General features: G+C 52.0%; 22 protein-coding genes. 10 read left to right on the top strand and 12 right to left on the bottom strand.

The window, feature by feature from the left end; translation table 11 throughout:
• Positions 1-15 precede the first annotated feature (15 nt).
• A complete protein-coding gene (locus tag CX650_RS17985; protein ID WP_101096618.1) occupies positions 16-1,032 on the bottom strand; it encodes a Fe(3+) ABC transporter substrate-binding protein in 1,017 nt (338 codons plus the stop codon).
• A 216-nt stretch (positions 1,033-1,248) separates the two neighbouring features.
• Between CX650_RS17985 and CX650_RS17980 the strand changes: the two genes are divergently transcribed.
• Entirely contained in the window at positions 1,249-1,704 is a 456-nt protein-coding gene (locus tag CX650_RS17980; RefSeq protein WP_181316387.1) for a hypothetical protein, read from the top strand.
• Here CX650_RS17980 and CX650_RS17975 read toward each other — a convergent pair.
• The 3 genes from CX650_RS17975 to CX650_RS17965 form a co-directional block, all read right to left on the bottom strand.
• Positions 1,666-2,256 carry a glutathione S-transferase N-terminal domain-containing protein gene (locus CX650_RS17975; protein ID WP_101096617.1) on the bottom strand — a complete coding sequence of 197 codons (591 nt, stop codon included), beginning with the start codon at positions 2,254-2,256 and terminating at the stop codon, positions 1,666-1,668. The two genes, CX650_RS17980 and CX650_RS17975, sit on opposite strands and share 39 nt — an antisense overlap.
• Positions 2,257-2,269: 13 nt before the next feature.
• The gene (locus CX650_RS17970; RefSeq protein WP_101096616.1) at positions 2,270-3,019 is read right to left on the bottom strand and encodes a ferredoxin--NADP reductase; all 750 of its coding nucleotides are present in this window, start codon (positions 3,017-3,019) and stop codon (positions 2,270-2,272) included.
• Positions 3,020-3,132: 113 nt separating this feature from the next.
• On the bottom strand, positions 3,133-3,711 hold the full coding sequence (locus CX650_RS17965) for a DUF5610 domain-containing protein (RefSeq protein ID WP_101096615.1): 579 nt from the start codon (positions 3,709-3,711) through the stop codon (positions 3,133-3,135).
• Between the two features lie 136 nt (positions 3,712-3,847).
• Between CX650_RS17965 and CX650_RS17960 the strand changes: the two genes are divergently transcribed.
• From CX650_RS17960 to CX650_RS17950, 3 genes are all read left to right on the top strand, one after another.
• Positions 3,848-4,354, top strand: coding sequence for a phosphoglycerate mutase family protein (locus CX650_RS17960; RefSeq protein ID WP_101096614.1), 507 nt, complete (start codon positions 3,848-3,850; stop codon positions 4,352-4,354).
• A gap of 9 nt (positions 4,355-4,363) precedes the next feature.
• Positions 4,364-5,854: an FMN-binding glutamate synthase family protein gene (locus CX650_RS17955; RefSeq protein WP_101096613.1), complete on the top strand. Its 1,491-nt coding sequence runs from the start codon at positions 4,364-4,366 to the stop codon at positions 5,852-5,854.
• Between the two features lie 117 nt (positions 5,855-5,971).
• Positions 5,972-6,184 (top strand): hypothetical protein, encoded by a 213-nt coding sequence (locus CX650_RS17950; protein WP_202932803.1) that lies wholly within the window; start codon positions 5,972-5,974, stop codon positions 6,182-6,184.
• Between the two features lie 13 nt (positions 6,185-6,197).
• Here CX650_RS17950 and CX650_RS17945 read toward each other — a convergent pair whose 3' ends face one another.
• Together CX650_RS17945 and CX650_RS17940 are read right to left on the bottom strand one after the other, a co-directional pair.
• The gene (locus tag CX650_RS17945; protein ID WP_039036010.1) at positions 6,198-6,467 is read right to left on the bottom strand and encodes a hypothetical protein; all 270 of its coding nucleotides are present in this window, start codon (positions 6,465-6,467) and stop codon (positions 6,198-6,200) included.
• A gap of 61 nt (positions 6,468-6,528) precedes the next feature.
• Complete coding sequence (locus tag CX650_RS17940; RefSeq protein ID WP_101096612.1) at positions 6,529-8,334, bottom strand: ABCB family ABC transporter ATP-binding protein/permease; 1,806 nt, start codon at positions 8,332-8,334, stop codon at positions 6,529-6,531.
• 316 nt (positions 8,335-8,650) lie between these two features.
• Here CX650_RS17940 and CX650_RS17935 point away from each other — a divergent pair, with 316 nt between their 5' ends.
• A complete protein-coding gene (locus CX650_RS17935; RefSeq protein ID WP_096142315.1) occupies positions 8,651-8,824 on the top strand; it encodes a hypothetical protein in 174 nt (57 codons plus the stop codon).
• A gap of 38 nt (positions 8,825-8,862) precedes the next feature.
• Here CX650_RS17935 and aroG read toward each other — a convergent pair whose 3' ends face one another.
• Entirely contained in the window at positions 8,863-9,918 is a 1,056-nt protein-coding gene (gene aroG, locus CX650_RS17930) for a 3-deoxy-7-phosphoheptulonate synthase AroG (protein WP_101096611.1), read from the bottom strand.
• 524 nt (positions 9,919-10,442) lie between these two features.
• On the opposite strand from aroG, the gene CX650_RS17925 reads away from it, so the two are divergent.
• Both CX650_RS17925 and CX650_RS17920 read left to right on the top strand, forming a co-directional pair.
• The gene (locus CX650_RS17925) at positions 10,443-11,300 is read left to right on the top strand and encodes a lipase family protein (RefSeq protein ID WP_025011517.1); all 858 of its coding nucleotides are present in this window, start codon (positions 10,443-10,445) and stop codon (positions 11,298-11,300) included.
• A gap of 10 nt (positions 11,301-11,310) precedes the next feature.
• Entirely contained in the window at positions 11,311-12,600 is a 1,290-nt protein-coding gene (locus CX650_RS17920) for a DUF4785 domain-containing protein (protein WP_101096610.1), read from the top strand.
• A gap of 158 nt (positions 12,601-12,758) precedes the next feature.
• Here CX650_RS17920 and CX650_RS17915 read toward each other — a convergent pair whose 3' ends face one another.
• From CX650_RS17915 to glnK, 4 genes are all read right to left on the bottom strand, one after another.
• Entirely contained in the window at positions 12,759-13,988 is a 1,230-nt protein-coding gene (locus CX650_RS17915; protein ID WP_101096609.1) for a tetratricopeptide repeat protein, read from the bottom strand.
• 93 nt (positions 13,989-14,081) lie between these two features.
• Entirely contained in the window at positions 14,082-14,453 is a 372-nt protein-coding gene (locus CX650_RS17910) for a hypothetical protein (protein WP_229800126.1), read from the bottom strand.
• Positions 14,454-14,743: 290 nt separating this feature from the next.
• The gene (locus CX650_RS17905; RefSeq protein ID WP_101096608.1) at positions 14,744-15,994 is read right to left on the bottom strand and encodes an ammonium transporter; all 1,251 of its coding nucleotides are present in this window, start codon (positions 15,992-15,994) and stop codon (positions 14,744-14,746) included.
• Between the two features lie 10 nt (positions 15,995-16,004).
• A complete protein-coding gene (gene glnK / locus CX650_RS17900) occupies positions 16,005-16,343 on the bottom strand; it encodes a P-II family nitrogen regulator (RefSeq protein ID WP_101096607.1) in 339 nt (112 codons plus the stop codon).
• 301 nt (positions 16,344-16,644) lie between these two features.
• Between glnK and CX650_RS17895 the strand changes: the two genes are divergently transcribed.
• Positions 16,645-17,187 carry a hydrolase gene (locus CX650_RS17895; protein WP_039036015.1) on the top strand — a complete coding sequence of 181 codons (543 nt, stop codon included), beginning with the start codon at positions 16,645-16,647 and terminating at the stop codon, positions 17,185-17,187.
• A gap of 93 nt (positions 17,188-17,280) precedes the next feature.
• Here the strand turns inward: CX650_RS17895 and nrfA are convergent, their stop codons facing one another.
• On the bottom strand, positions 17,281-18,684 hold the full coding sequence (gene nrfA, locus CX650_RS17890) for an ammonia-forming nitrite reductase cytochrome c552 subunit (protein ID WP_039035816.1): 1,404 nt from the start codon (positions 18,682-18,684) through the stop codon (positions 17,281-17,283).
• Positions 18,685-18,999: 315 nt separating this feature from the next.
• Between nrfA and narQ the strand changes: the two genes are divergently transcribed.
• Complete coding sequence (gene narQ, locus CX650_RS17885; protein ID WP_028780137.1) at positions 19,000-20,709, top strand: nitrate/nitrite two-component system sensor histidine kinase NarQ; 1,710 nt, start codon at positions 19,000-19,002, stop codon at positions 20,707-20,709.
• Positions 20,702-21,331 carry a response regulator gene (locus tag CX650_RS17880; RefSeq protein ID WP_025011524.1) on the top strand — a complete coding sequence of 210 codons (630 nt, stop codon included), beginning with the start codon at positions 20,702-20,704 and terminating at the stop codon, positions 21,329-21,331. The genes narQ and CX650_RS17880 overlap by 8 nt, the downstream gene beginning before the upstream one ends.
• Positions 21,332-21,373: the final 42 nt, after the last annotated feature.

The raw sequence follows: 21,373 nt of genomic DNA, 5'->3' as shown, positions 1-21,373 counted from the left end.
AAAACGCCTTCAAGCTCAGAGATCAAACTTAACCTCATCGAGCAGTCTCAGCGCCGCCTGATGGTGCTCTGCCAATTTGTAGACAGGCAAGTCATCGGCTTTGAAGTCACCCCAGGATGCCACCAGTTCTGAGACAGGCACATCGACCTTGACCGGATATTCCATATTGACCTCGGCATAACTCTGTTGGGCGGCATCCGAAGACAGATACTCCATCAACTTGAGGGCATCGGCCGAGTTAGGTGCATGCTTGGCCAGCGCCATACCCGAGACATTGATATGGGCACCGCGATTTTCCTGGTTCGGGAAGTTGATCACCGCCGCTTCGGCCCATGGCCGCTGTTTGGGGTCTTGCAGCATCTTGCCATAGTAATAGCTGTTACCGATGGCGATATCACACAAGCCTTCTTTTACCGCCTGCACCTGCGCCCTATCGTTACCCTGAGGCTTACGGGCCAAGTTACTCTTCAGCCCCTGAAGCCAACTCTTGGCATCGGCTTCACCATGGTGGGCTATCATGGAGGCCACCAGCGCTATATTGTAGGGATGCTTGCCACTACGCATACAAACCTTGCCCTTGTAGCGGGCATCGGCCAGGTCTTCATAGTTGATCGCCAGCGGCCCGAGGCGCTCCTTGCTGGAATAGAGATTACGCACTCTCATGGTTAGGGCGTACCAGTTTCCTTCTGGATCCCGGTATTGGGCCGGAATATTCTGCTTGAGCGTGTCGCTTTCCACCTGTTTGACCAACTGCTTGTCCACCAATTCCTGCAAACGGGAAAAGTCAGACGTCAGCACCAGATCCGCCGGTGACAAACGTCCTTCACGGGCCAATCTATCGGCGATGCCATCTTTGGCAAACACAAAATTAACCTTCACCCCGGTAGCCTGACTGAAGTCATCCAGAATGGGCTTGACCAAAAACTCCTGACGATAGGAATAAACCGTCACCTCTCCGGCGGCGGCCACCGGCAGCGTCAGGCTGGATGCGGCCAACGCACTGCAAAGTATCAGACCTGTTTTGTAGCTCATATTCTTCGGCACTCCATGTTGGGATGAGTAATTTAATGAGAACTATTTCTAATCTACTTTGTTTTCAGCCTAGTGCAAAAAATTCTGGCAAGGGGAATACAAATGAAATAGACAGAATGGCAGCAGCTGGGAGCAAAGCGATTGGAATCGGCCGAATTGTCGCAAACTAAACTAAACTGAACCTTAAAACCCATGCATGGCGAGGGGGAAAACGCCTTGGATATGTTGGAAATCTTGCTGGCTGTGGTGTCTTTGCTGCTGATCTTGTTTCTGTTCCGCCACAGATTAAGGCCAGGAAAGCGACGGCTGGCCAAGCCTGTTACGCCGCAGGAAAAGCAGTATCACTGTGTCTCCATAATGTTGACACCAACTGCCTGCCAGGCGATAAGAGCGCTTGAAGGCAAGCGTTTTTTGTCGAAGGAGGCGCCCAGGCTTCCCTTGCCTGAGTGCGATTGCAGCCAATGCGACTGCAAGTATCAACATCATGAAGATAGAAGGGTTCCCTTCAGCGACCGACGGCTGGATTATGGCATGAGCCATGATCTCTACGGTGCCTTCGGTGAAACCAACCGCAGGGACAACCCCAAAGGTAGGCGTTACTCCGACTTGGCCAAACCGCAAATTACCGAGAAATCATCTAGGACGAGTATCTCGGAAACTCTGCCTGAGTGACGCCGATTCCTGCCAGTGTGCCAAGGCTGGCACTACTTTACGCCAATCGAGATCCGGATGACGAAAATCAAGGTATTCGAGTAGCACCAATAGCAGCACCTGCCTGGCATCGAGTGGACCGCTTGCGATGATTCCCTGACGCTCCACCTCCATCAAGGCTCTGAGCAGGGCCTGCTCGAAACGGCCGCTCCAGAAAGGAGAACGAACCCCCTCCTCTTCACGCATCTGTTCCTGCCTTAGGCCTACGGCGCTATCCAGCGCGCCTTTAAGCAGTGAGAACTGGCACTCATAAGCCCAGTTTCTGGATGACCCAAAGAAACGATCCTGGCCGAATCTGTCGTCCAGAAAGCGGGCTATGACTTCGCTGTCGAACAGTGCGGCGCCATCTTCCAAAAGCAGACAGGGAATTTTCCCCAAGGGGTTAACTGACAGTAACTCGTCACTGTTATCGAAGGGATTGACCAGCTTTTCATCCAGCGCCAAACCCAGCTCGCGGGCAATGACCCTGACCACGCGGGCATAAGGCGAAGCTGTAGAGTAATAGAGCTGCATCCAGACTCTCCTGTTACCAGTATTTTTCGACTGTTATCTGTCCAGGGGCCCGGCGCAGGTTTTTGGCCAAGCCTTTATCGATAAGCACCGCCGTAGCCCCCTGGATCATCCCGGGATTACCACAAAGCATCAATTGCGAGTCCTTTGCACTTATGCTCAGTTCGGCCTTGGCCTCTATCTCACCGCTTTGCAACCCATCCGGGATGCGACAACGCAGCGCACCGTCAAAGTCTTCACGAGTGACACTGGGCACAAACACAAATTGCTCGTGATAGGTCTGTTGATAGCCGCGGATCTTATCGAGATAGGCGAGATCCTGCACTTCTCTTACCCCGTAAACCAGAACCACTTTATCAAACCGTTGCCAAGGCTCCTGAGTATCCAGCATGGAAAGAAACGGCCCCACAGCAGTACCTGTTGCCAAAAACCACAGGTGGCGCCCCTGTAATTCCCCTTTAGGGATCTCATCCAGGGTCATAAAGCCGGTGGCTTTGTCTGTCACACTAATACTGTCACCCGGCTGCAAAGATTGCAGGTCTGGCGACAACTGGCCTTGATCTACCGCCACCGCCAGTATTTCAAGATAGTCAGTCCCGGGGGCATTCACCAGAGAATAGGCCCGGGCGATACGTTTATCATCCCGCAGCTGACTGAGCTTGATAAACTGGCCGGCAATAAACGGTGCTATCTCGGCGGCAATCCTCAGGCTGAATAACTTGCTGTTCCAATCGATACGCTCAATGACCCGACCTTCAGTCCACATAGCTTCTCCTTAGGTAACACAAGACGATTATTGCAGCATAACCCCATATTCAACCAACAAAAACCCCTCATAGTGAGGGGGTTATCTGCAGGTAAGGTTTCGCATGATCTCGATTATTCCTGCTCTGTGCTAAAGCTATCTCTGAATGTCTGCAACCCTTGCTGTACCAGAGAGTAAGTTTCATCCACCCCAGTCTTGATTTCGCCTTCCAGCACCTTGAGCCCGGAGAGAATATCCGTCGCCTCTTTAAAGCCCTGATCTATGGCGCCGCCGATAACGTCCATAAAACCGGATAGCTGACTGTCAAAGTCCATGCTGGAATTTTGCTGCTGGTAGACACTGAAGAACTGAGTAGCAAAGCTAACAATTCTGTCGGCCGTGGCCTCGGGAGAAGTATCTATCTGCTGCTCCTGCACCTGCTGCAGGGCATTTTCACCCATGTAGGGTGCGAGTTCTTCATTGATGGCCTCAATCGCGGCGCGATACAAGAGACTCATGGGTTCGTTGCCACTATTGAGACTTACCTCCTCCTGCGCCGCCAGAATAGCGTTATTCATCAACTGCTGACTGACATGGCGGATGCTCTTGCTACTGGCGACTTCAGATACCGCCTTGCCATGATTACCATCCAGTTGTTGGGTCTTATCCTTGGCTACCTCAGAGACCTGAGCGCCATGATTGCGGATTTCCATCTTGGTTTCCTCGTATGAAAAGCATGTCCCAGGTTAATTATCGACCAATTCAGCAATTAGTTTAGTGATTGTTTACCCAGGCCGATACTCAAGCTATGATCCCACATGTTATTTAAGTATTTGATAGAAAATAAAAATGGTAAGAATTTTTCTACTGCTTTGTCTTTCAGTGCTTTTTAGTTGGCCATCCCAGGCCACCGCCCCCCATCAAACCATATTCTTGGTTAGGCATGCGGAAAAAGCTCAGGGAAGCGATCCCGGGCTGACAGCCGTCGGCAAGGCGCGCGCCGAAGCTCTGGCAGCGGCATTACGGGACACCCGACTGCACAGGCTGATGTCGAGTGAGTTTCGCCGAACTCAGGAAACCCTGGCACCGATTGCAACAGCCAAACAACTCAAGATTGAGGTGTTTCCAGCCAAAGGCGGCTTGGAGGCTCACATCAATGCCATAACAGATGCAGTCAAAGCCAGCCAAGGCAATGTGCTGATCGCCGGCCACAGCAATACGATTCCGGCCATCATCAAGGCACTCGGTGGCCCCCTTGTTAGTTTGGATGAGCAGCAATACGATCAACTTTTTATTCTCACCTTGGCAGAACAGGGGCCCACGGGCCTGGTAACCAGCCACTTTGGCAGTCAATAAGGATAGAAGATGCGCGAGCAAAACTGGTTTATGTGGGGCCTGGAACTCTTTTCCGGCCTGTTTTTGATAGTCGTCGGCTTAGGACTCTTGGTAATCACTTATATGTATATCGCCGATGTGATGCAAACCAAGCAGGCGGTGCGGCATAACTACCCTGTTGTCGGACGATTCCGATATTTCTTCGAGAAAATGGGCGAATTCTTCCGCCAGTACTTTTTCGCTCTCGATCGGGAAGAACTCCCCTTCAATCGTGCCGAGCGTAGTTGGGTCTACCGAGCGGCGAAAAATGTCGACCGCACCATAGCCTTCGGCTCCACCAGGCCACTGGAAGCCAACGGCAGCATACTGTTTATGAACACCGCCTTCCCCACACTGGATCAAGACGTTGTACCGCCAACACCTGTGATTATTGGCCCTGACTGCGAACATCCCTTTGCCACCAGCGCCATTTGCCATATTTCCGCCATGAGTTTCGGCGCTCTTTCTCGCCCAGCTGTTACCGCCCTTTCCCATGGGGCAGCCCAGGCAGGATGCTGGCTCAACACAGGGGAAGGCGGCCTCAGCGCCCACCACCTCAAGGGAAACTGCGATCTGGTATTCCAGATAGGCACTGCCAAATATGGCGTTCGCAACGCTGAAGGGCACCTGGATGATGACAAGCTCAGGGAAGTGGCCGTTCACTCTCAGGTGAAAATGTTCGAAATCAAACTCAGTCAGGGAGCCAAGCCAGGCAAGGGGGGAATTCTTCCCGGGGTAAAGGTAACCGAAGAGATAGCCGCGATTAGAGGGATCCCAGCAGGAGAGGATTCCATCAGTCCCAACGGCCATATCGAGTTTCATCATGTCGGCGACATTCTCGACATGATAGCCAGAGTCAGACAGGTGACAGGCAAACCCACAGGGATCAAAGCGGTCTTGGGTGATACTCACTGGTTGGAAGATTTTCTGGAAGAGATTAACCAACGCGGTCATGACTCGGCTCCCGATTTCTTCACCCTCGACAGCGCCGATGGCGGAACGGGCGCAGCGCCGCAAACCTTGATGGACTATGTTGGCCTACCGCTGAAAGAGAGCTTGCCACTGTTGGTCGATCAACTGCGGCGGCATGGACTGAAGCAAAGGATCAAGGTGATAGCCTCAGGCAAACTTATCACGCCCTCCAGAGTCGCCTGGGCGCTGGCGCTGGGGGCGGATTTCACCGCCTCAGCGAGAGGGAATATGTTCGCGCTGGGATGTATTCAAGCGCTGCAGTGCAACAAGGATACCTGCCCCACCGGGATAACCACCCATAACAAGAAACTGCAACAAGGATTGGATCCCAGGGATAAATCCACCCGAGTCGCCAACTACAACAAGGCATTGCACCATGATCTGGGGATGCTGGCCCACTCCTGCGGGGTTACTGACCCAAGACAACTCAAACCACGCCACGTCAGAATCGTTACCCAAAGTGGCCTGTCGGTATCTTTGGATAAATACTACGCTCACTTCGATCAATGACGGTATTGTCACTGTCACCGAAGCGTAATAATGGTTAGATTGTGCGTTGCATCACAAAAGTGGTAAGATCTTGCGCCTAATCAAGACTTGCCACTTCCAGAGGATTTTGAAGTGAAAATGACATTTGTCAGTCAGGTCCCCAAGCCGGAAACGAGCAAAACTGCATCGCTCAGCTGCAAGAATTGCAGCCGTTTAATTGAGATTGAGGGAGAGATGCTCTGTTATCGCGGCGGTAAAATAACTGAACTGACACCGCTAAATGAAGCGAAAAATAGTTTCAACCTACTGTGCGACGGCTGGCAAGCCGACCGCAACCAAACCAAGAAATAGCATCAACTCAGGCTCAGCTACGCACTTCCCCTTGCGACTGAGCCTGCTTTCTTGACTCACTGATAATTCCTTCCAACGCCTCATTAAAGGGTTCTGCAGATACCATAGACAGAGTCAGGCCGCGGGTGGATACTCTCAGCCCGGCACGTAACTCGGTATGTAATTGATTGAGGGCAACATCATCCATACCTCGGGCCTTAAGCTCATCCGCCAGACAATTCCAATCTGTACGGACTTTGTCCTGCATTCCTTCAATATTGACCTGCAATACAATGTTTTCCATCTGTGCTGCCCCCATGGCTGACGCGACTTTGGACTTTCGAGTATGCGGCAGCCAGGCTGAATCAATGCTGAACTTGCACCGACTCATCAGCCTGTTTTGTGTGCTGGATCCGCCATAAACGCGCGTAATATCCATCGGCGGCCAGCAGGCTGTCATGGCATCCGGATTCAACCAACTGGCCTTGGTGCAACACTAAGATTTTATCGGCATCCACCACTGTCGATAGCCTGTGGGCAATCACCAAGCTGGTATGGCCCTTGGCAACTTCGTCGAGCGCCTTGAGAATTGCCCGCTCGGAGCGGCTGTCCAGTGATGAGGTGGCCTCATCGAAGATCAGTATCGGCGAGCGCTTCAATATCGCCCTGGCAATTGCCACTCGCTGCTTTTCACCGCCAGAGAGTTTCATGCCTCTCTCACCCACCTTGGTCTGGGCCTGCTGCGGTAATGCCTCAACAAACTGCTTAAGGTGGGCCAACTCTATCGCCTGCCAGATTTCGGCGTCCGAAGCATCGGGGCGGCCATAGCGAATATTCTCAAACAGAGTATCGTTAAACAGCACAGTATCCTGAGGTACTATGGCAATGGCTCGGCGCAGTGCATCTTGGGTCATATCGCGAATATCAATACCATCGACCCGAATCGCTCCTTGGCTGACATCGTAAAAGCGGAACAACAAGCGCACCAACGTCGATTTACCGGCGCCGCTTTCACCCACGACAGCCACCTTCTGCCCGGGCTCTATCTCAAAACTCACGCCCTTGAGTATCTGCCTGTCACCATAGCCAAAGCCAACCGAGTCAAAACTGATTCGGCCCTCTGTCAGCGATACGGCTTTAGCCGTAGGACTGTCTTTTACCAGAGGGGTCTTATCCAGCAGCGAGAACATCCGCTCTATATTGGCCAAAGCACCCCGAATTTCACGATACACAAAACCCAGGAAGTTGAGCGGCATAAAGAGTTGCATCATAAAGGCGTTGATCAATACAAAGTCACCCACAGTCATCTGCCCACGGGTCACTTCAAAGGCCGCCAGCCCCAGCATTAAAGTCATGGCGACAGCAATAATGGTGGCCTGACCGGCATTGAGGGCGAACAACGACAGACGATTCTTGCGCTTGGCCACTTCCCAGTCTGCCAACGCCTTGTCATACTCATTCGCCTCATAGGCTTCATTGTTGAAGTATTTGACGGTTTCATAGTTAAGCAGGCTATCGATAGCGCGGGTGTTGGATACCGAGTCGGCCTTCGCCGCCTCACGGACATAAGAGGTACGCCACTCTGTCGTCACAACAGAAAACAAACCGTAGGCCAGCACGGAACAGAAGGTTATCAGCGCAAACCAGATACCATAATTCCACAGTAAAATGGCCACCACCATCAGGATTTCCAACAAGGTGGGTACTATGTTGAACACCATAAAACGCATCAGAAAACTGATGCCGCTGGTGCCGCGCTCTATGTCCCGCGATAATCCGCCGGTGCGCCTGTCGAGGTGAAAACCGAGATCCAGCCGGTGCAGATGTTCAAATACCTGCAATCCCAGGCGTCGTATCGCCCTCTCGGTCACTCGGCCAAAGAGGGTATCCCTGATCTCCCCGGTGAGCGCATTGACTAATCTCAAGCTGCCATAAGCCAAAACCAGCGCTATAGGCACGGCCAACAGCTGCGCCGTTTGGGCGCTCCCCAAGTCATCAACCAAATGCTTCAACAGGAAAGGCAAACCGACACTGGCGAGTTTTCCCACAACAAGACACAGCAGCGCCAGGATAATCCGGCCCTTGTATTCCAACAGATAGGGCCAGAGAAGTTTGAGCACTTGCCAGTTGAGCTTATCGACGGGACCTTCAAGGTAAAGAGTTGGACGCATACATCTTGCCAGGAGAAAAGAGTGTTCCGAGTGTAGCAGTGAGTGGGGCCCAAGTCTGCGATCTGTTTGGCTGACCGCCCGGAAATAATCATCAGAAGCAGCACTTTAGAATGACAAAAATAACATTTAACCTAGACTAAATGGCTAGCAACGGAATTTTTATCGCCAAAATTCCTCCAAAGAGCGGAAAGATGGTTATGCATGAAAAAAGAATTTGCTACTCTTTCCTGCTAAGTACGGGCGGCAACGAGTGTTCAAAAATGTCAAACAAACCGGTCCGCACCGATTTTTTACTGTATCTGTTGAAGGAAATCTTATGTTGGATTCAAAAGTTCAATACCCGCCCCTGCCACTGATCCAAACCTGGGTATGGATGATGATCGAATCAGGCAACCCCGAGATCCAGGAAAAAGGCCGTAACAATCTGATAGCTTCCTTTGGCAGCCTGGCCAAGGCCAACGAATACCTGGCACAGCAAGCCCAAAAGTAAAGGCGCCAATGGCGCCTTTAACCCTATAATATTGACGCTCAACCCTGACGGCGCTTCAGCACGCTGTCATTGAGCATTGACAGCAGTTTCTCTGTATCATCCCAACCGATACAGGCGTCGGTAATACTTTGCCCATAACAGAGAGGATGCCCGGGATTAAGATCCTGACGCCCTTCCACCAGATGACTCTCCACCATCACTCCGAAAATCGCCTGCTGTTTAGCGGCAATCTGGCCGCAGACATCTTCAGCCACCAACATCTGACGCCGGAAGTCTTTACTGGAATTGGCATGACTGAAGTCAATCATCACCTTAGGTTTCAGGCCAACCTTCTCAAGCTGAGAACATATCCGGCTCACATGAGCTGAGCTGTAGTTAGGTTCGCGTCCACCACGCAGAATGATATGGCAATCATCATTACCCTTGGTTGACACAATTGCCGAATGGCCAAACTTGGTCACCGACAGAAAATGGTGGGGCGCGCTGGCGGCCCCAATGGCATCTATCGCCACCTTGATGGTGCCATCTGTGCCGTTTTTGAATCCCACAGGACAAGACAGGCCTGACGCCAACTCGCGGTGAACCTGAGACTCTGTGGTACGGGCGCCGATGGCGCCCCAACACATGAGGTCGGCCATATATTGAGGGGTGATCATATCGAGGAACTCACCTGCAGTCGGCACCTGGCTGTCATTCAATTCCAGCAGCAGTTTGCGGGCCGTTCTCAGGCCGTCGTTGAGCTTGAAGCTGTTATCCATGTAGGGATCGTTAATCAGCCCCTTCCAGCCCACTGTCGTTCTGGGTTTCTCGAAATAGACCCGCATCACCACTTCCAACTGATCCTGATAGGCCGTTCTGAGTTTGGCCAAACGCGCACCATATTCCAGCGCGGCCTCAGGGTCGTGAATAGAGCATGGGCCTATCACCACCAGCAGGCGATCGTCCTGTCCATGCAGGATTTTGTGAATATTCTTCCTGGCTTTAAAGACGGTGGATGAGGCGCGTTCGGTTGCCGGAAATCGTTCCAGAATGGCTATCGGTGGCAGTAACTCTTTAACTTCATTAATCCGTACATCATCATTCTGGTAATACATAAACGTCACACAGCTCCGGCTATTGATAAGAATCTCTTGTTTTGAATAACAGTTTCAATCTATCCGCTATATTCAACCAATGCAATTAACTTATATAGATTTCTCTGCAATTCATGTTATTTCTTATTTTTTGTATGATAATCTCTGCCTTCCAATGAGAAATTACCTAAACACAGCCTTGTTGATAAACAAACCACCAACACCACCTTTCAATCAAGGATTAGCCCTTATCGCGACAAGCTCTCACATGGTTTGAATCAAACCCTATTGAATTCCTATTTATAGGCAAGTAACTCATTTATAGAGTGCGCTCAAAAGTGGCTCCCACCTCTCATGATCAACAGTTATATTCAACTAAAAAACCAATAAATTCTTACATATACAACTACCCATTCCAATTGGCTTAACCTAGCCAATATTTCAGTAATTGACTTGCCGCAAGCAAACATTGCAACTAACTTGATTAGCGGATAAGCATATTTATCCATTCACAAAATAATGATACTCAACAAGAGAAATGCGACATGAAAATATCCACCACCCTGATGATGTTGGGTCTTTGTAGTGTCTGCTCCCTGAGTCATGGCGCCACCGGCGTCGCCTTTGTCCATGGAACAGGAAAACAAACCGATGCCCTCAACGATTACTGGACCCGCGAGTTTGTCGATTCAGTTCGTCAAGGTATCAGCACCCCGAGTAACTATCAGGTCATCAACTGTGACTTCGAACAATATATGTGGGATGAGGCCGCTGCCGGCTGTCTGGTCGATCAGCTGCAGAGCTTTATCAACGCCCGCAATCTGGATCAACTGATCCTCATCACCCACTCCAATGGCGGCAACATAGTGCGCTGGGTCTTGTCCAATCCCACCTGGGATGGGCGTTATCCAGCTGTGATCAACAGCATCAGCCGAGTGATAGCGCTGGCGCCTTCCAGTGCCGGTACCCCACTGGCCGATGCCGTCACTCAAGGCAATGTGTTTGAAACCAGTCTCGGCTGGCTGCTCGGTTACGACAGCGATGCCGTCAAACAACAGCAAGTGGGTTGGATGGCGCAATACAACAGTCAATGGCTATACGGCACAGCCGGGCGTCCTTCTCTGGGTAAGCCTTTTGAAGCTGTTGTCGGCTCAGACGTGGAGTCGGCAGTTTGGGACAGCGACAGCTATTGCGGCGGTTATCAGTACCAAGTCGGGTTGGAGACTACCCAAAACTGGTTGGATAACTGCTCCGACGGTTTTCTTGAGTGCAGCTCCCAGAGTGCCGCCGGCAGTGTCTGGTTTACCGATAAGCAGAAAACCCGTGACAGAGAACCTTTGAGCCACCATCAAAGCCGCCGGGCCTGTTTTAATCTCGACACCCTTCTGCGCAATCATATCTGAGGAGGTAAGTATGAAGATGCATATCAGCAAGACACCGCTGCTGGCAGCGATACTCCTGAGCCTCGCGGGTTGCCAGGATGATGCCAAGGTAGCACAGAACCAGCAGCCCAAAAGCCTGACCTTGGCCATGGCTCCGCCCCAGGCAAGCGATATCAAGGCTTCAGAAGAGCTTGATACAGGGCAATTGCCGCCCTTGAATACCTCCAGGGAAGATGTCAGCTTTGTCAGGGCGCTGTCAGGGGAGTATCAAGCCCAGCTGCCGGACAAAACCGCCAGTACCAGCAGTGATGAATACTGGTTGATGGTTACAGGCGCCGAGCTTAACCAAGGCATAGAGCTGCCATTAACCCAAGGCAGCAGCGTTATCCGTCTGGCGCCTCGCTGGGATAAAAGCAGCGGCGCCCCGACGGCCCCCAAAAGTATTGCTCCGGACGCAGTTCAACTCAGCTCGGCCGCAGGCAAAACTGAGAACAAGCGTCTTATCCGCCGCGCCGTAGACTCTGAGTCTCTGGCCTGCGCCGGAATGGATGATGACTCCAGTGCCCTGTTGCTGAGCTCAGATATCAAGCCCGGCCTCTATCGCCTGCAGGTCGCCGCAGCGCTGACCGCCACTGACAACTATCTGGTTAATGTCAAAGAGAAAGGCTCTGCCTATCGTCTCAAGTTAAGCACCCCATCATCACTCGAGGCCAACACCCATCTCGAGTTGGAGCTGGCGCTTGAAAACGATAAGACCCTGGGTTCACCTCGTTTGGCCACTGCCCGGCTGCAGCAAGCAAGCGGCAAGCAAACCCCACTGCAACTCAGCCAAAGAGGCAACGGCTGGCGACTACAAAGTGAGCAGCTGCCCATGCCCTCAAGCAATGCGGGGTTCAGTGAATTGGTAGTCGATATTGAGACCCAGGTGGATAACACCTTGGTACGACGTACAGTCAAGACCGCCTTCAAGCAGTTCTATCCATCGGCGCGGCTGGCACCCGAAATCAAAGTTGGTTGGCAAAATGGTCTGCCAAGCGCCCTCAACTTTACGCTGGAGCTGGCCCAAAGTGGTCGTTTTGGGGTGTCGGCAATACTCACAGGGACCGATGCCCAAGGTCGGGAAATCGCCATACTTCAGAGTGAGACAGCGGCCTGGCTGACACAAGAGCAAAACAGTCTGCAGTTGCCTCTAAACCTTGAGCTAATCCAAAATTCGGGCTTAAAACCGCCCTATGGTGTCAGGGCAGTTGAGCTCAAGGATATGGGGCAGATGGCGCGCTTGAGTTACCGCGACAAGGCGCTGAGTTTCGATGCCCTTTAAGGCCAGCTTTCAGGTAGAGAGAAACTTATAGCCCAAAGCAACTTATAACCCAAAAGCAACAAAGCCCGATGCAGATCTCAGCATCGGGCTTTTTACCCTGCAACTTGGCTTAACCAATTGCGCCTTTATAACCCCGCTCTTTTAGCCAAGCTTTTGAATCAATGCCCTTCCATCGCATGCAACTTGGCCTGATAGCGTTTTTTCTGCTCGCCGTCACCGGCCAGCGCCAACGCCTTTTGCAGATTGCTCTTCGCCCGGTCGGAGTCCCCTTTTGCCCAGTAGGTTCTGGACAAACCAAAGTAAAACTCGTGACGATAATCCGCCTTCTCAATCGCTCTTCGATACCAACTCAGCGCCTCATCATATTGGCGATCCATGTAGGCTTGTTGCGCCATATCATAGTAGTAATAAGGATTACGGATCCGGGCAAGCTCCAGTACCTTGTGCACTTCGGCCCATTCATCCAATCTGTCCTGGCTGCTCAGCATGACCGCCAGGTTATAGAGGGTAGTCATGTTTTCCGGCTCAAGCGTCAACGCATAGCGGTAGACCCGCTCGGCCATCTGTTCCATGCCCCTGGCGCGATAGAGCACCGCCAGGCTGTTGAGCGCCGGAATAAACAGACTCTGCTGTTGCAGGCTCTTTTTCAACAAGCCGTATGCGAGATCCCAATTCTCATTGATCAATGCCTCGGCCGCCGCATTGTTGTAATACATGGCGACCACAGTACTTTGGCTGATCTTATTGACCTTATAGCTGCGCACAGCACGCTCGGGCAGGAAATCCACCAAAATGGAACGCTCGGTAACATGGAAGACCTGATTGCTCTTGGGCGGGTATAACTTGAGGTTGATATGACCATTGACCAGATAAAAGGCGCCTTGGCGATCCCAGATCGGAGGCACTTCCACATCACGAAATTCAACCTCTATCCCCAGTTGTTGCGCCATGGCCGCCGTCAGGATCACCAGTGACATGCAGTTTCCAGACCTGTCATGAAAGGTTTCGGCGGCGGTGCGGGTATAGTTGTCCTGATAGCGAAAGCCGCCCTTGTCGGCATGGATATAGTCAGCCAACCACTCGTGGGCCAACTGCTGATTGGAGATGAGTGCACCGCGGCTATAGGCACCTCTGAGCAACTGCACCGCCTCGGGAGGCAAGGCGAATAACTCGGCGGGCTCGGGGATATTCCCTGCCTCTTTGAATTGGTTATCCTGAAACAGGCTGCCAAGAGCCATCTTGCTTGGCACCGGGGTACTGCTGCAACCGCAAAATAGCAGCAGCAAAACCGCACCAATTAAGCGACTCAAGATGGTAGTGGATAGAGTGCCAAAGAAAGAATGAGTGAGAGAGCCGGAGAAAGCGCTTGAGAAAGTGCCTGAGAACATAAGGCCTCCTGAGTTAAGGCTTTTCTTTACTGAAAGCTTAAGTCAGACTGGCCACTCCTGCCGCGCCAAAGGGTGACAAAATGTGAATATCCCCTAGTTCAAGCCTTCATTCCCGGGAGCGATAACTTCAGAACCCGGCTTGGGGATCCCTATATAGAGCTGCTGTTGCCGGTAAAGATAGGGGCGATAAAAATGGCCATTGCAGGAAAAGTAGCGATAGGGGCGCATGTAAGGAACACATATGGCAGGCAGGCTGCGGAGGATCTCCAGTTGTTGCTGCGAGCGCAGTAGTTCCTGCCACTCATGCTGACGCAGTAATTCATCCCTGACGGCAAAGGCATCGAAGGGCTCACTGGCATCACGAACCACCACTTGACCTGCCTCGGCATTGCCAAGCCACAGCAAGGTAACTAACAAAGCGCCGAAAAAAGTACCGGTCAGCTTCATTACACTGAGAGTCTTCATCGCCATCCCCTTAGGCTCCAGGCTGTTTCTGCTTTCAGTCTGCCCCCAAGAGCGTCTGTCATCAAGCGCCATAGCCGCAAAATACGCTTTTCCTGGCCGACTCCCGCCAAGCCAGGTAACAACAAGGCCGGTAACCCCAAAGCCAGCTCTAACCAAAAGCCACCTCACAAGAGATGGCTTAAAGGTGAAGGAAGCTTGCTTGATCTCTCAAGAACACTCATGGCTTATCAGCTGGCGTTCTTGACTTATCAATTGGCGTTCTTGGCCTCTCAGTTGGCGTTCTTGGCCTCTCAGTTGGCGTTCTTGACAGTCACAAACTCAGGATAGGCATCGATACCACAGTCCGACGCGTCCATACCGTTGTACTCTTCCTCTTCGGTCACCCGGATCCCCATGGTCACTTTCAAGGCGCCCCACACCAGCAATGACGCCAGGAACACCCAGGCAGAGATCACCGCAGCGCCAAACAGCTGCCCTGTCACACTGGCATCGGCATTGGACAGAGGCACCATCATCAAACCGAAGAAACCGGCGACCCCGTGCACCGAGATAGCCCCGACAGGATCGTCTATCTTGATGCGGTCAAAGCCCACAATGGAGAACACCACCAAACCGCCGGCTACCAGGCCTATCACACCCGCCATCGGCAGCGAGGGCGACAAGGGATCGGCCGTGATAGCCACCAAACCAGCCAAAGTACCATTGAGTATCATGGTCAAGTCGGCCTTGCCCCACACCATCTTACAGACGATCAGTGCAGATACCGCGCCGAAGGCCGCTGCCGAGTTGGTGTTGACGAAGACTTTGGCCACAGCGCTGGCATTTTCGGCATCAGATACCAGTAACTGAGAACCACCATTGAAACCGAACCAACCCATCCAGAGGATAAAAGTCCCCAGGGTTGCCAGCGGCAGGTTGGAACCCGGGATAGGGTTAACCTGGCCATTGGCGCCATATTTACCTTTGCGGGCTCCCAGCAGCAAGACACCGGCCAAGGCCGCGGCCGCACCGGCCATATGCACTATGCCGCTACCGGCAAAGTCGACAAAGCCGGCTTCGGAAAGGAAACCACCGCCCCAAGTCCAGTAACCTTCCACCGGATAGATGACAGCCGTCATTACCAGGCTGAATGCCAGGAAAGCCCACAGGCGCATACGCTCAGCCACGGCGCCGGAAACAATCGACATGGCGGTAGCCACAAATACCACCTGGAAGAAAAAATCAGACTCCAGCGCATGGTCGGCGTCGGCGGCTTGAGCTCCTATCAAGGTGCTGATGCTCGGCAGCCAGCCACCTTCGACATTGTCCACATACATGATGTTGTAACCCACAATCAGGTAGGTAATACAGGCAATTGAATAGAGACAGATGTTTTTGGTGAGTATCTCTGTGGTATTTTTGGAACGCACCAACCCGGCCTCCAGCATGGCGAAACCCGCCGCCATCCACATCACCAGCGCGCCGGAGATCAGAAAGTAAAAGGTGTCCAGCGCAAAACGCAGCTCTGTGACCGTAGTACCCAATTTGCTCAGTTCTTCCATCTTCTCCCCCTTACAGCGCTTCTGTGTCTGTTTCGCCCGTACGAATACGGATAACCTGTTCCAGATCTGTCACAAAGATCTTGCCGTCACCTATCTTGCCGGTATGAGCGGCATTGCTGATGACCTCCAGCAAGTGCTCAAGATTCTCCGCCTTGGTAGCTATCTCGAGCTTAACCTTGGGCAGAAAGTCCACCTGATACTCGGCTCCCCGATAGAGCTCTGTATGTCCCTTTTGCCGACCAAAGCCTTTAACTTCGGTGACCGTCATCCCCTCGATGCCTATGCCCGCAATCGCTTCGCGGACATCATCGAGCTTGAACGGCTTAATGATTGCGCTGACTAATTTCATCCAAACCTCCAGAATCGCCTTGCTGTATTGGTGTTATGCCAAAAGCAATTCAAACATTAGGCCAAAATGTTAATTTTTTGTTTTATAAAGAGTTAGTTTTTACGGACCAGGTTGAGAGCTGCAGATATGCACCAATTAAGTGCAAGCAAGGCTCAGGCGCACAAAAAAAGCGCAATCATCTACGACCTAAGGCCTATTGGCTTAAACCCTGTCCTGTCGTTAACTGAATGTCCTTAGGTTAACTGAAGCAAAAGCAGGGCTCGTTTACACCTGTCCTAAGGCCAACCAGAAGGAGAACAAGATGTTAAAAGCGGAAGAATGTGTGCTGGTCATAGTGGATGTTCAGGGTAAACTGGCGCAGATAATGGACAAGAGTGAACAGTTGCATCAGCAACTGGCCATGCTGATAGAAGGCACAGCCTTGTTTGATATCCCGGTGCTCTGGCTGGAACAGTTGCCGCAGAAGCTCGGCCCCACTACAGAGTCACTGGCCGCCCTGCTATCCAAAACCACATCGCCGATTGCCAAGCATCACTTCAGTGGCTGGCACTGCCCGGCATTCCGTGAGGCACTGTTGAGCGCGGGCCGCAAACAGGTACTGCTGGCCGGGATAGAGACACATGTCTGTGTCTATCAAACCTGTGGTGATCTTATCGAGCAGGGTTTCGATGTGCACTTGATAGCCGATGCCGTCAGCTCCCGCAGTGAAAGCAACAAACGCTTGGGAATAGAGATGATGAAGCAGCAGGGAGCCAGGCTCAACAACAGCGAATCTTTACTGTTTGAACTGCAACATCAGGCAGAAGGTGAACGCTTCAAGGCTCTGCTTAAGCTGATCAAATAGGTCTGTAATCCCTCACGGGCTACCACTGATTTCTTGTAAGATAAAAAAATCCCCGCGGTGCGGGGATTTTTCATTTACGAGTGTTAACGACTGTTACTTGTAGGTCGCTTCACGCTTCTTGGCTTCAGCATCCCACTTGGGCAGAACATTTTTCTTGAAGTCTTCCTTGTCGGAAACCATCTTCTTCATGTCCATACCCAGAGCGGCCTGAGCCTTGGCCTTGGTGGAGATATCAGGCAGAGCGACAGGATCAACGATACCTTTCTTGGCCAGCAACTGCGCCAGTTTCACCCGGGCGTTGGCAGCCTTGTCAACCGCAGTACCCAGTACCCGCAGCGCTTCATCAGGAGCGTGAGCCGCGACACCGTGAGAGGCGATAGCATAATCCCAGCGCCATTGAGCATGACGGATATCAGTCAGGATTGGCTTCATTTCGACTTCAGTCGCACCGGCTTTCCAGGCGGCAGCAGCTTCGAAGTGCGCCTTGACGATTTGATCTTCAGCCTTCAACTTCAGCTCATTAACCTTGGCTTTACGCTCGGCAGTCAGATTCTCCATAAACTCTTTGCTCTGAGTGTGACACTGAGCACAGGTTTCTTCGAAGCGGTCGAAAGGATTACCCACTTTGTGATCGGTGAACTTACGCCCCTTGTCGTTGGTTACTTTCGGCATGTGACAGTCAACACAAGTCACGTTGTTCTTACCGTGTACCCCCAACTGCCAAGTTTCATAGCCTGGGTGCTGTGCCTTCAACATAGGTGTCTTGGACAAGGCGTGAGTCCAGTCGGCAAACTCAATGGCATCGTAGTAGGCTTCCATGGATTCCACTGTAGTACCTTGATCCCATGGGAACTTAACAAAGCCCTTACGGCCTTCCACTTTCTCAAAGTAGTATTCTACGTGACACTGACCACAAACCATGGATTGCTTGTCTTTACGGGAGGCCTTATCAAATGGTGTACCCAGGGTATCCATGGCGCGCTCGGCAAAAGGACGGCCCAAGCGCAGCTTAGGCGAGCCTTTCTCGTGACAGTCACCACAACCTATGGCGTTAACCACTTCAGGGCCACCTTTGGCCCACTTGCCGGTGAAGTAACCATCTTCACCCTGCTCTTCAATCAGGCGAGGTACATCCGGGCTCTTACAGCTCCAGCAGGCCATTGGCATTGGGCCATCTTCGGCACTCTTTGGCGCACCGGTACGCAGGGTGTTGCGCACATCTGTCACGGCATAAATGTGGCCACGAGGGGCATTGTAGTCCTTGGCGAAACCATAACCGGCCCACATGATGACCAGGTTGGGATCTTCTGCCAATACATCAACAATTTCAGAACTCTTTGCAGTGTCATGCCAACTGGCATATTGATTTTTGTACTTGTCTTTGTAGACTTCGTTGCGAGGCTCAGTCTTGTCACTCGCAAACGCACCGGCAGCCATTAGGCTTGCGGCGACCAATGCACTGAGTGCAAAGGATTTTTGGTTTAATTTTTTCACCATCTCATCTCCGTGTTACTTTATCGTTATTTGCAATAACCACGACATCTCCAAGGTCAAAAGTAGCCGCTTGAATACACCAAAAATATACCTCTTAGGGGGTATCCGGGGCGAAGTTTGCGCCAGATCAAAATGTGAAGGCGATGTTGTTCACATTTTTGTACTCTTGTTAATGTATTCAAGTGCTGGCTAATGTAGAACTCTGAGACCCAAGTCCTTTTTTATTCTCGACAATCTTATCGGCGCGTTTCCTTTCCGATAATCGAGAGTAACGCTGCAGGGACTGAGGAAACCTTAGCAAAAGTGAGTGAATATTTCATGAAACGAGGCAGTTTGACCTCTACCATTTTAGGCTTAATGCTGACCCTTATCCTGCTCTCAAGCGGTTTGGCCACTTTTGCCATTATCAATCTGTCTTACAGCCTGGGAGATGCCAGGGCGATAAACGCCTCCGGCTCATTACGAATGCAGAGCTACCGGCTGATGTTTTATGCCAACTCCGGCAGTGAAGAAGCGCTGCAAAAAATTCGCGAATTTGAAAATACCCTCTACTCAGATGCCTTGGTGCGCTCGATGGACTGGTCATCGCCTGCCAGGCTCGGGCAGCAGTACCAACTGGTGATCAGCAAGTGGAAGGTCATGAAGTACTACATAGAGCAGGAAGACTCGCGCAACTATGCCTCCTCGCTGAAAGACTTTGTCGATACCATAGATTTGCTGGTATTGGAGATGGAGCACCATGCCGCCTTCAAACTAAGATTGCTGGCCGTCAGCCAGATAGTAGGCTTGGGGTTGATGCTGCTGATTGCCTTTATCGCCGTGCGCTTTACCAAACGCAAGGTGGTGGTGCCGCTGCAACAGATGATGGAATCGGCCAACACTATATCCAAAGGTAACTTTGCCGTCGAAATGCCGAAGACGGAATATATTGAGCTCAGCGCTCTTTCCGATGCCCTGGACAGTACGGCTCAGGAGCTGGCAACTCTCTACGGCAACCTGGAAACTCAGGTAAAGGAGAAGACTCTGGCGTTGACCCGTGCCAACCGTGAGCTCAAATTTCTTTATGACAATCTGGTGTTGCTGCATTCGGGCAAACTCAATTTCGAGGTGATGCGGCAGTCGCTGCTGCAACTCAAGGAGTATGAGCACCTGCAACATCTGCGGCTGATTATTCAGCAGGATGAAGATGCCATGGAGGTGATCGCCACCGACGAGGATATCTGGCCGCAATCCGGACAGACCATGCAGTTTCCGCTCAAGTTTGAACAACAGGAACTCGGCTTTCTGGAAGTGATAGGCGAGCACGATATCAATGTGCCCCTGTTTGAAAACTTCGCCATCATGCTGGCTCGCTCGATAGTGATTCACAACGCCTCCGAACAACGCCAACAGTTGGCCCTGCTGGAAGAGCGGGCGGTTATCGCCAGGGAGCTGCACGATTCTCTTGGGCAACTGCTGTCCTTCCTGAAAATCCAGATAAGTTTGTTGCGTAAAGGCCTCGACCAGAGCTGCAAAAGCCCGGCGGTGACCCAACAGCTCGAAGAACTCAATGAGGGGGTGACCACAGCCTACGCCCAGCTCAGAGAACTGCTGTCTACCTTCCGCCTGACCGTTAAAGAACCCAATCTCCGCAACGCCCTCGAGGCCATGCTGGAGCAACTGCGCAGCCAAACAGACACGGAGCTGGAACTCAGCTATCGCCTGCCGCCACAGTTACTGGCGGCGCACCAACATATTCACATTCTGCAGCTCACCCGAGAAGCCACCCTCAATGCCATTAAACATGCAAATGCGAGTCGTATTTGTATCAGCTGCGAAAAGAACTCTGATAACATGGTGGTTATCAGTGTCGAAGACAACGGCATAGGCCTGGCGCATATCAAGGAAAGGGATCAACATTTCGGCATAGGGATAATGCACGAGCGAGCCAGCCGCCTCTCGGGTATGGTTGAATTTTCCAGCAATGCGTCGGGAGGCACCAGTGTTGTCCTGACTTTCCCACCTCAGCAGGAGCCACATCATGGGTAAACCTTATTCAGTTCTGGTAGTCGATGACCATCCCTTACTGCGTCGCGGTATCTGTCAGTTACTGGCATCCGATCCTGACTTTAGTCTCTTCGGTGAAGCCGGTACCGGGCTCGACGCCTTGGCGGCTACCGCCGAAAACGAGCCGGACATTATCCTGCTGGATCTGAATATGAAAGGCATGACGGGTCTCGATACCCTGAACGCCCTGCGTCAGGAGGGAGTCACCTCCAGAATCGTTATCCTGACGGTTTCCGATGCCAAACAGGATGTTATCCGTTTGCTGCGAGCCGGCGCCGATGGTTACCTGCTCAAGGATACCGAACCCGATCTGCTGCTTGGGCAGCTGAAAGAAGCCATGTCCGGCCACCGAGTGATCAGCGCCGAAGTGGAAGACTATCTGTTTGAATTGAAAAATGCCGCCGACGAGGAAGCCTGGCTCGACAGCCTGACACCGAGAGAGTTGCAGATACTGCAGCATCTGGCTGAAGGCCAGAGCAACAGGGTGATCTCCGAGGAACTGCATATCAGCGAAGGCACGGTCAAGGTGCATGTCAAAAACCTGCTTCGCAAGGCCAATGCCAAGTCCCGCACCGAAATGGCGGTGCGTTATCTCAACCGTTAAGCCACGAAAAAGGGACGCTACCGCGTCCCTTCTCATTTCTGC

This window comes from Shewanella indica (assembly GCF_002836975.1).
GTDB classification, from domain to species: domain Bacteria; phylum Pseudomonadota; class Gammaproteobacteria; order Enterobacterales; family Shewanellaceae; genus Shewanella; species Shewanella indica.
Note: the sequence above shows the minus strand (reverse complement) of the source record. Positions and strands in the feature narration are given on the sequence as shown.

What these genes read in the sequence shown, in the direction of transcription:
- CX650_RS17915 (WP_101096609.1), bottom strand. Translation starts at nt 13,988, where the DNA reads ATGTTCTCAGGCACTTTCTCAAGCGCTTTCTCCGGCTCTCTCACTCAT.
- glnK (WP_101096607.1), bottom strand. Translation starts at nt 16,343, where the DNA reads ATGAAATTAGTCAGCGCAATCATTAAGCCGTTCAAGCTCGATGATGTC.
- CX650_RS17940 (WP_101096612.1), bottom strand. Translation starts at nt 8,334, where the DNA reads ATGCGTCCAACTCTTTACCTTGAAGGTCCCGTCGATAAGCTCAACTGG.
- CX650_RS17925 (WP_025011517.1), top strand. Translation starts at nt 10,443, where the DNA reads ATGAAAATATCCACCACCCTGATGATGTTGGGTCTTTGTAGTGTCTGC.
- CX650_RS17965 (WP_101096615.1), bottom strand. Translation starts at nt 3,711, where the DNA reads ATGGAAATCCGCAATCATGGCGCTCAGGTCTCTGAGGTAGCCAAGGAT.
- CX650_RS17945 (WP_039036010.1), bottom strand. Translation starts at nt 6,467, where the DNA reads ATGGAAAACATTGTATTGCAGGTCAATATTGAAGGAATGCAGGACAAA.
- CX650_RS17895 (WP_039036015.1), top strand. Translation starts at nt 16,645, where the DNA reads ATGTTAAAAGCGGAAGAATGTGTGCTGGTCATAGTGGATGTTCAGGGT.
- CX650_RS17960 (WP_101096614.1), top strand. Translation starts at nt 3,848, where the DNA reads ATGGTAAGAATTTTTCTACTGCTTTGTCTTTCAGTGCTTTTTAGTTGG.
- CX650_RS17985 (WP_101096618.1), bottom strand. Translation starts at nt 1,032, where the DNA reads ATGAGCTACAAAACAGGTCTGATACTTTGCAGTGCGTTGGCCGCATCC.
- CX650_RS17920 (WP_101096610.1), top strand. Translation starts at nt 11,311, where the DNA reads ATGAAGATGCATATCAGCAAGACACCGCTGCTGGCAGCGATACTCCTG.
- CX650_RS17935 (WP_096142315.1), top strand. Translation starts at nt 8,651, where the DNA reads ATGTTGGATTCAAAAGTTCAATACCCGCCCCTGCCACTGATCCAAACC.
- nrfA (WP_039035816.1), bottom strand. Translation starts at nt 18,684, where the DNA reads ATGGTGAAAAAATTAAACCAAAAATCCTTTGCACTCAGTGCATTGGTC.
- CX650_RS17975 (WP_101096617.1), bottom strand. Translation starts at nt 2,256, where the DNA reads ATGCAGCTCTATTACTCTACAGCTTCGCCTTATGCCCGCGTGGTCAGG.
- CX650_RS17970 (WP_101096616.1), bottom strand. Translation starts at nt 3,019, where the DNA reads ATGTGGACTGAAGGTCGGGTCATTGAGCGTATCGATTGGAACAGCAAG.
- CX650_RS17880 (WP_025011524.1), top strand. Translation starts at nt 20,702, where the DNA reads ATGGGTAAACCTTATTCAGTTCTGGTAGTCGATGACCATCCCTTACTG.
- aroG (WP_101096611.1), bottom strand. Translation starts at nt 9,918, where the DNA reads ATGTATTACCAGAATGATGATGTACGGATTAATGAAGTTAAAGAGTTA.
- CX650_RS17905 (WP_101096608.1), bottom strand. Translation starts at nt 15,994, where the DNA reads ATGGAAGAACTGAGCAAATTGGGTACTACGGTCACAGAGCTGCGTTTT.
- CX650_RS17910 (WP_229800126.1), bottom strand. Translation starts at nt 14,453, where the DNA reads ATGAAGACTCTCAGTGTAATGAAGCTGACCGGTACTTTTTTCGGCGCT.
- narQ (WP_028780137.1), top strand. Translation starts at nt 19,000, where the DNA reads ATGAAACGAGGCAGTTTGACCTCTACCATTTTAGGCTTAATGCTGACC.
- CX650_RS17955 (WP_101096613.1), top strand. Translation starts at nt 4,364, where the DNA reads ATGCGCGAGCAAAACTGGTTTATGTGGGGCCTGGAACTCTTTTCCGGC.
- CX650_RS17950 (WP_202932803.1), top strand. Translation starts at nt 5,972, where the DNA reads ATGACATTTGTCAGTCAGGTCCCCAAGCCGGAAACGAGCAAAACTGCA.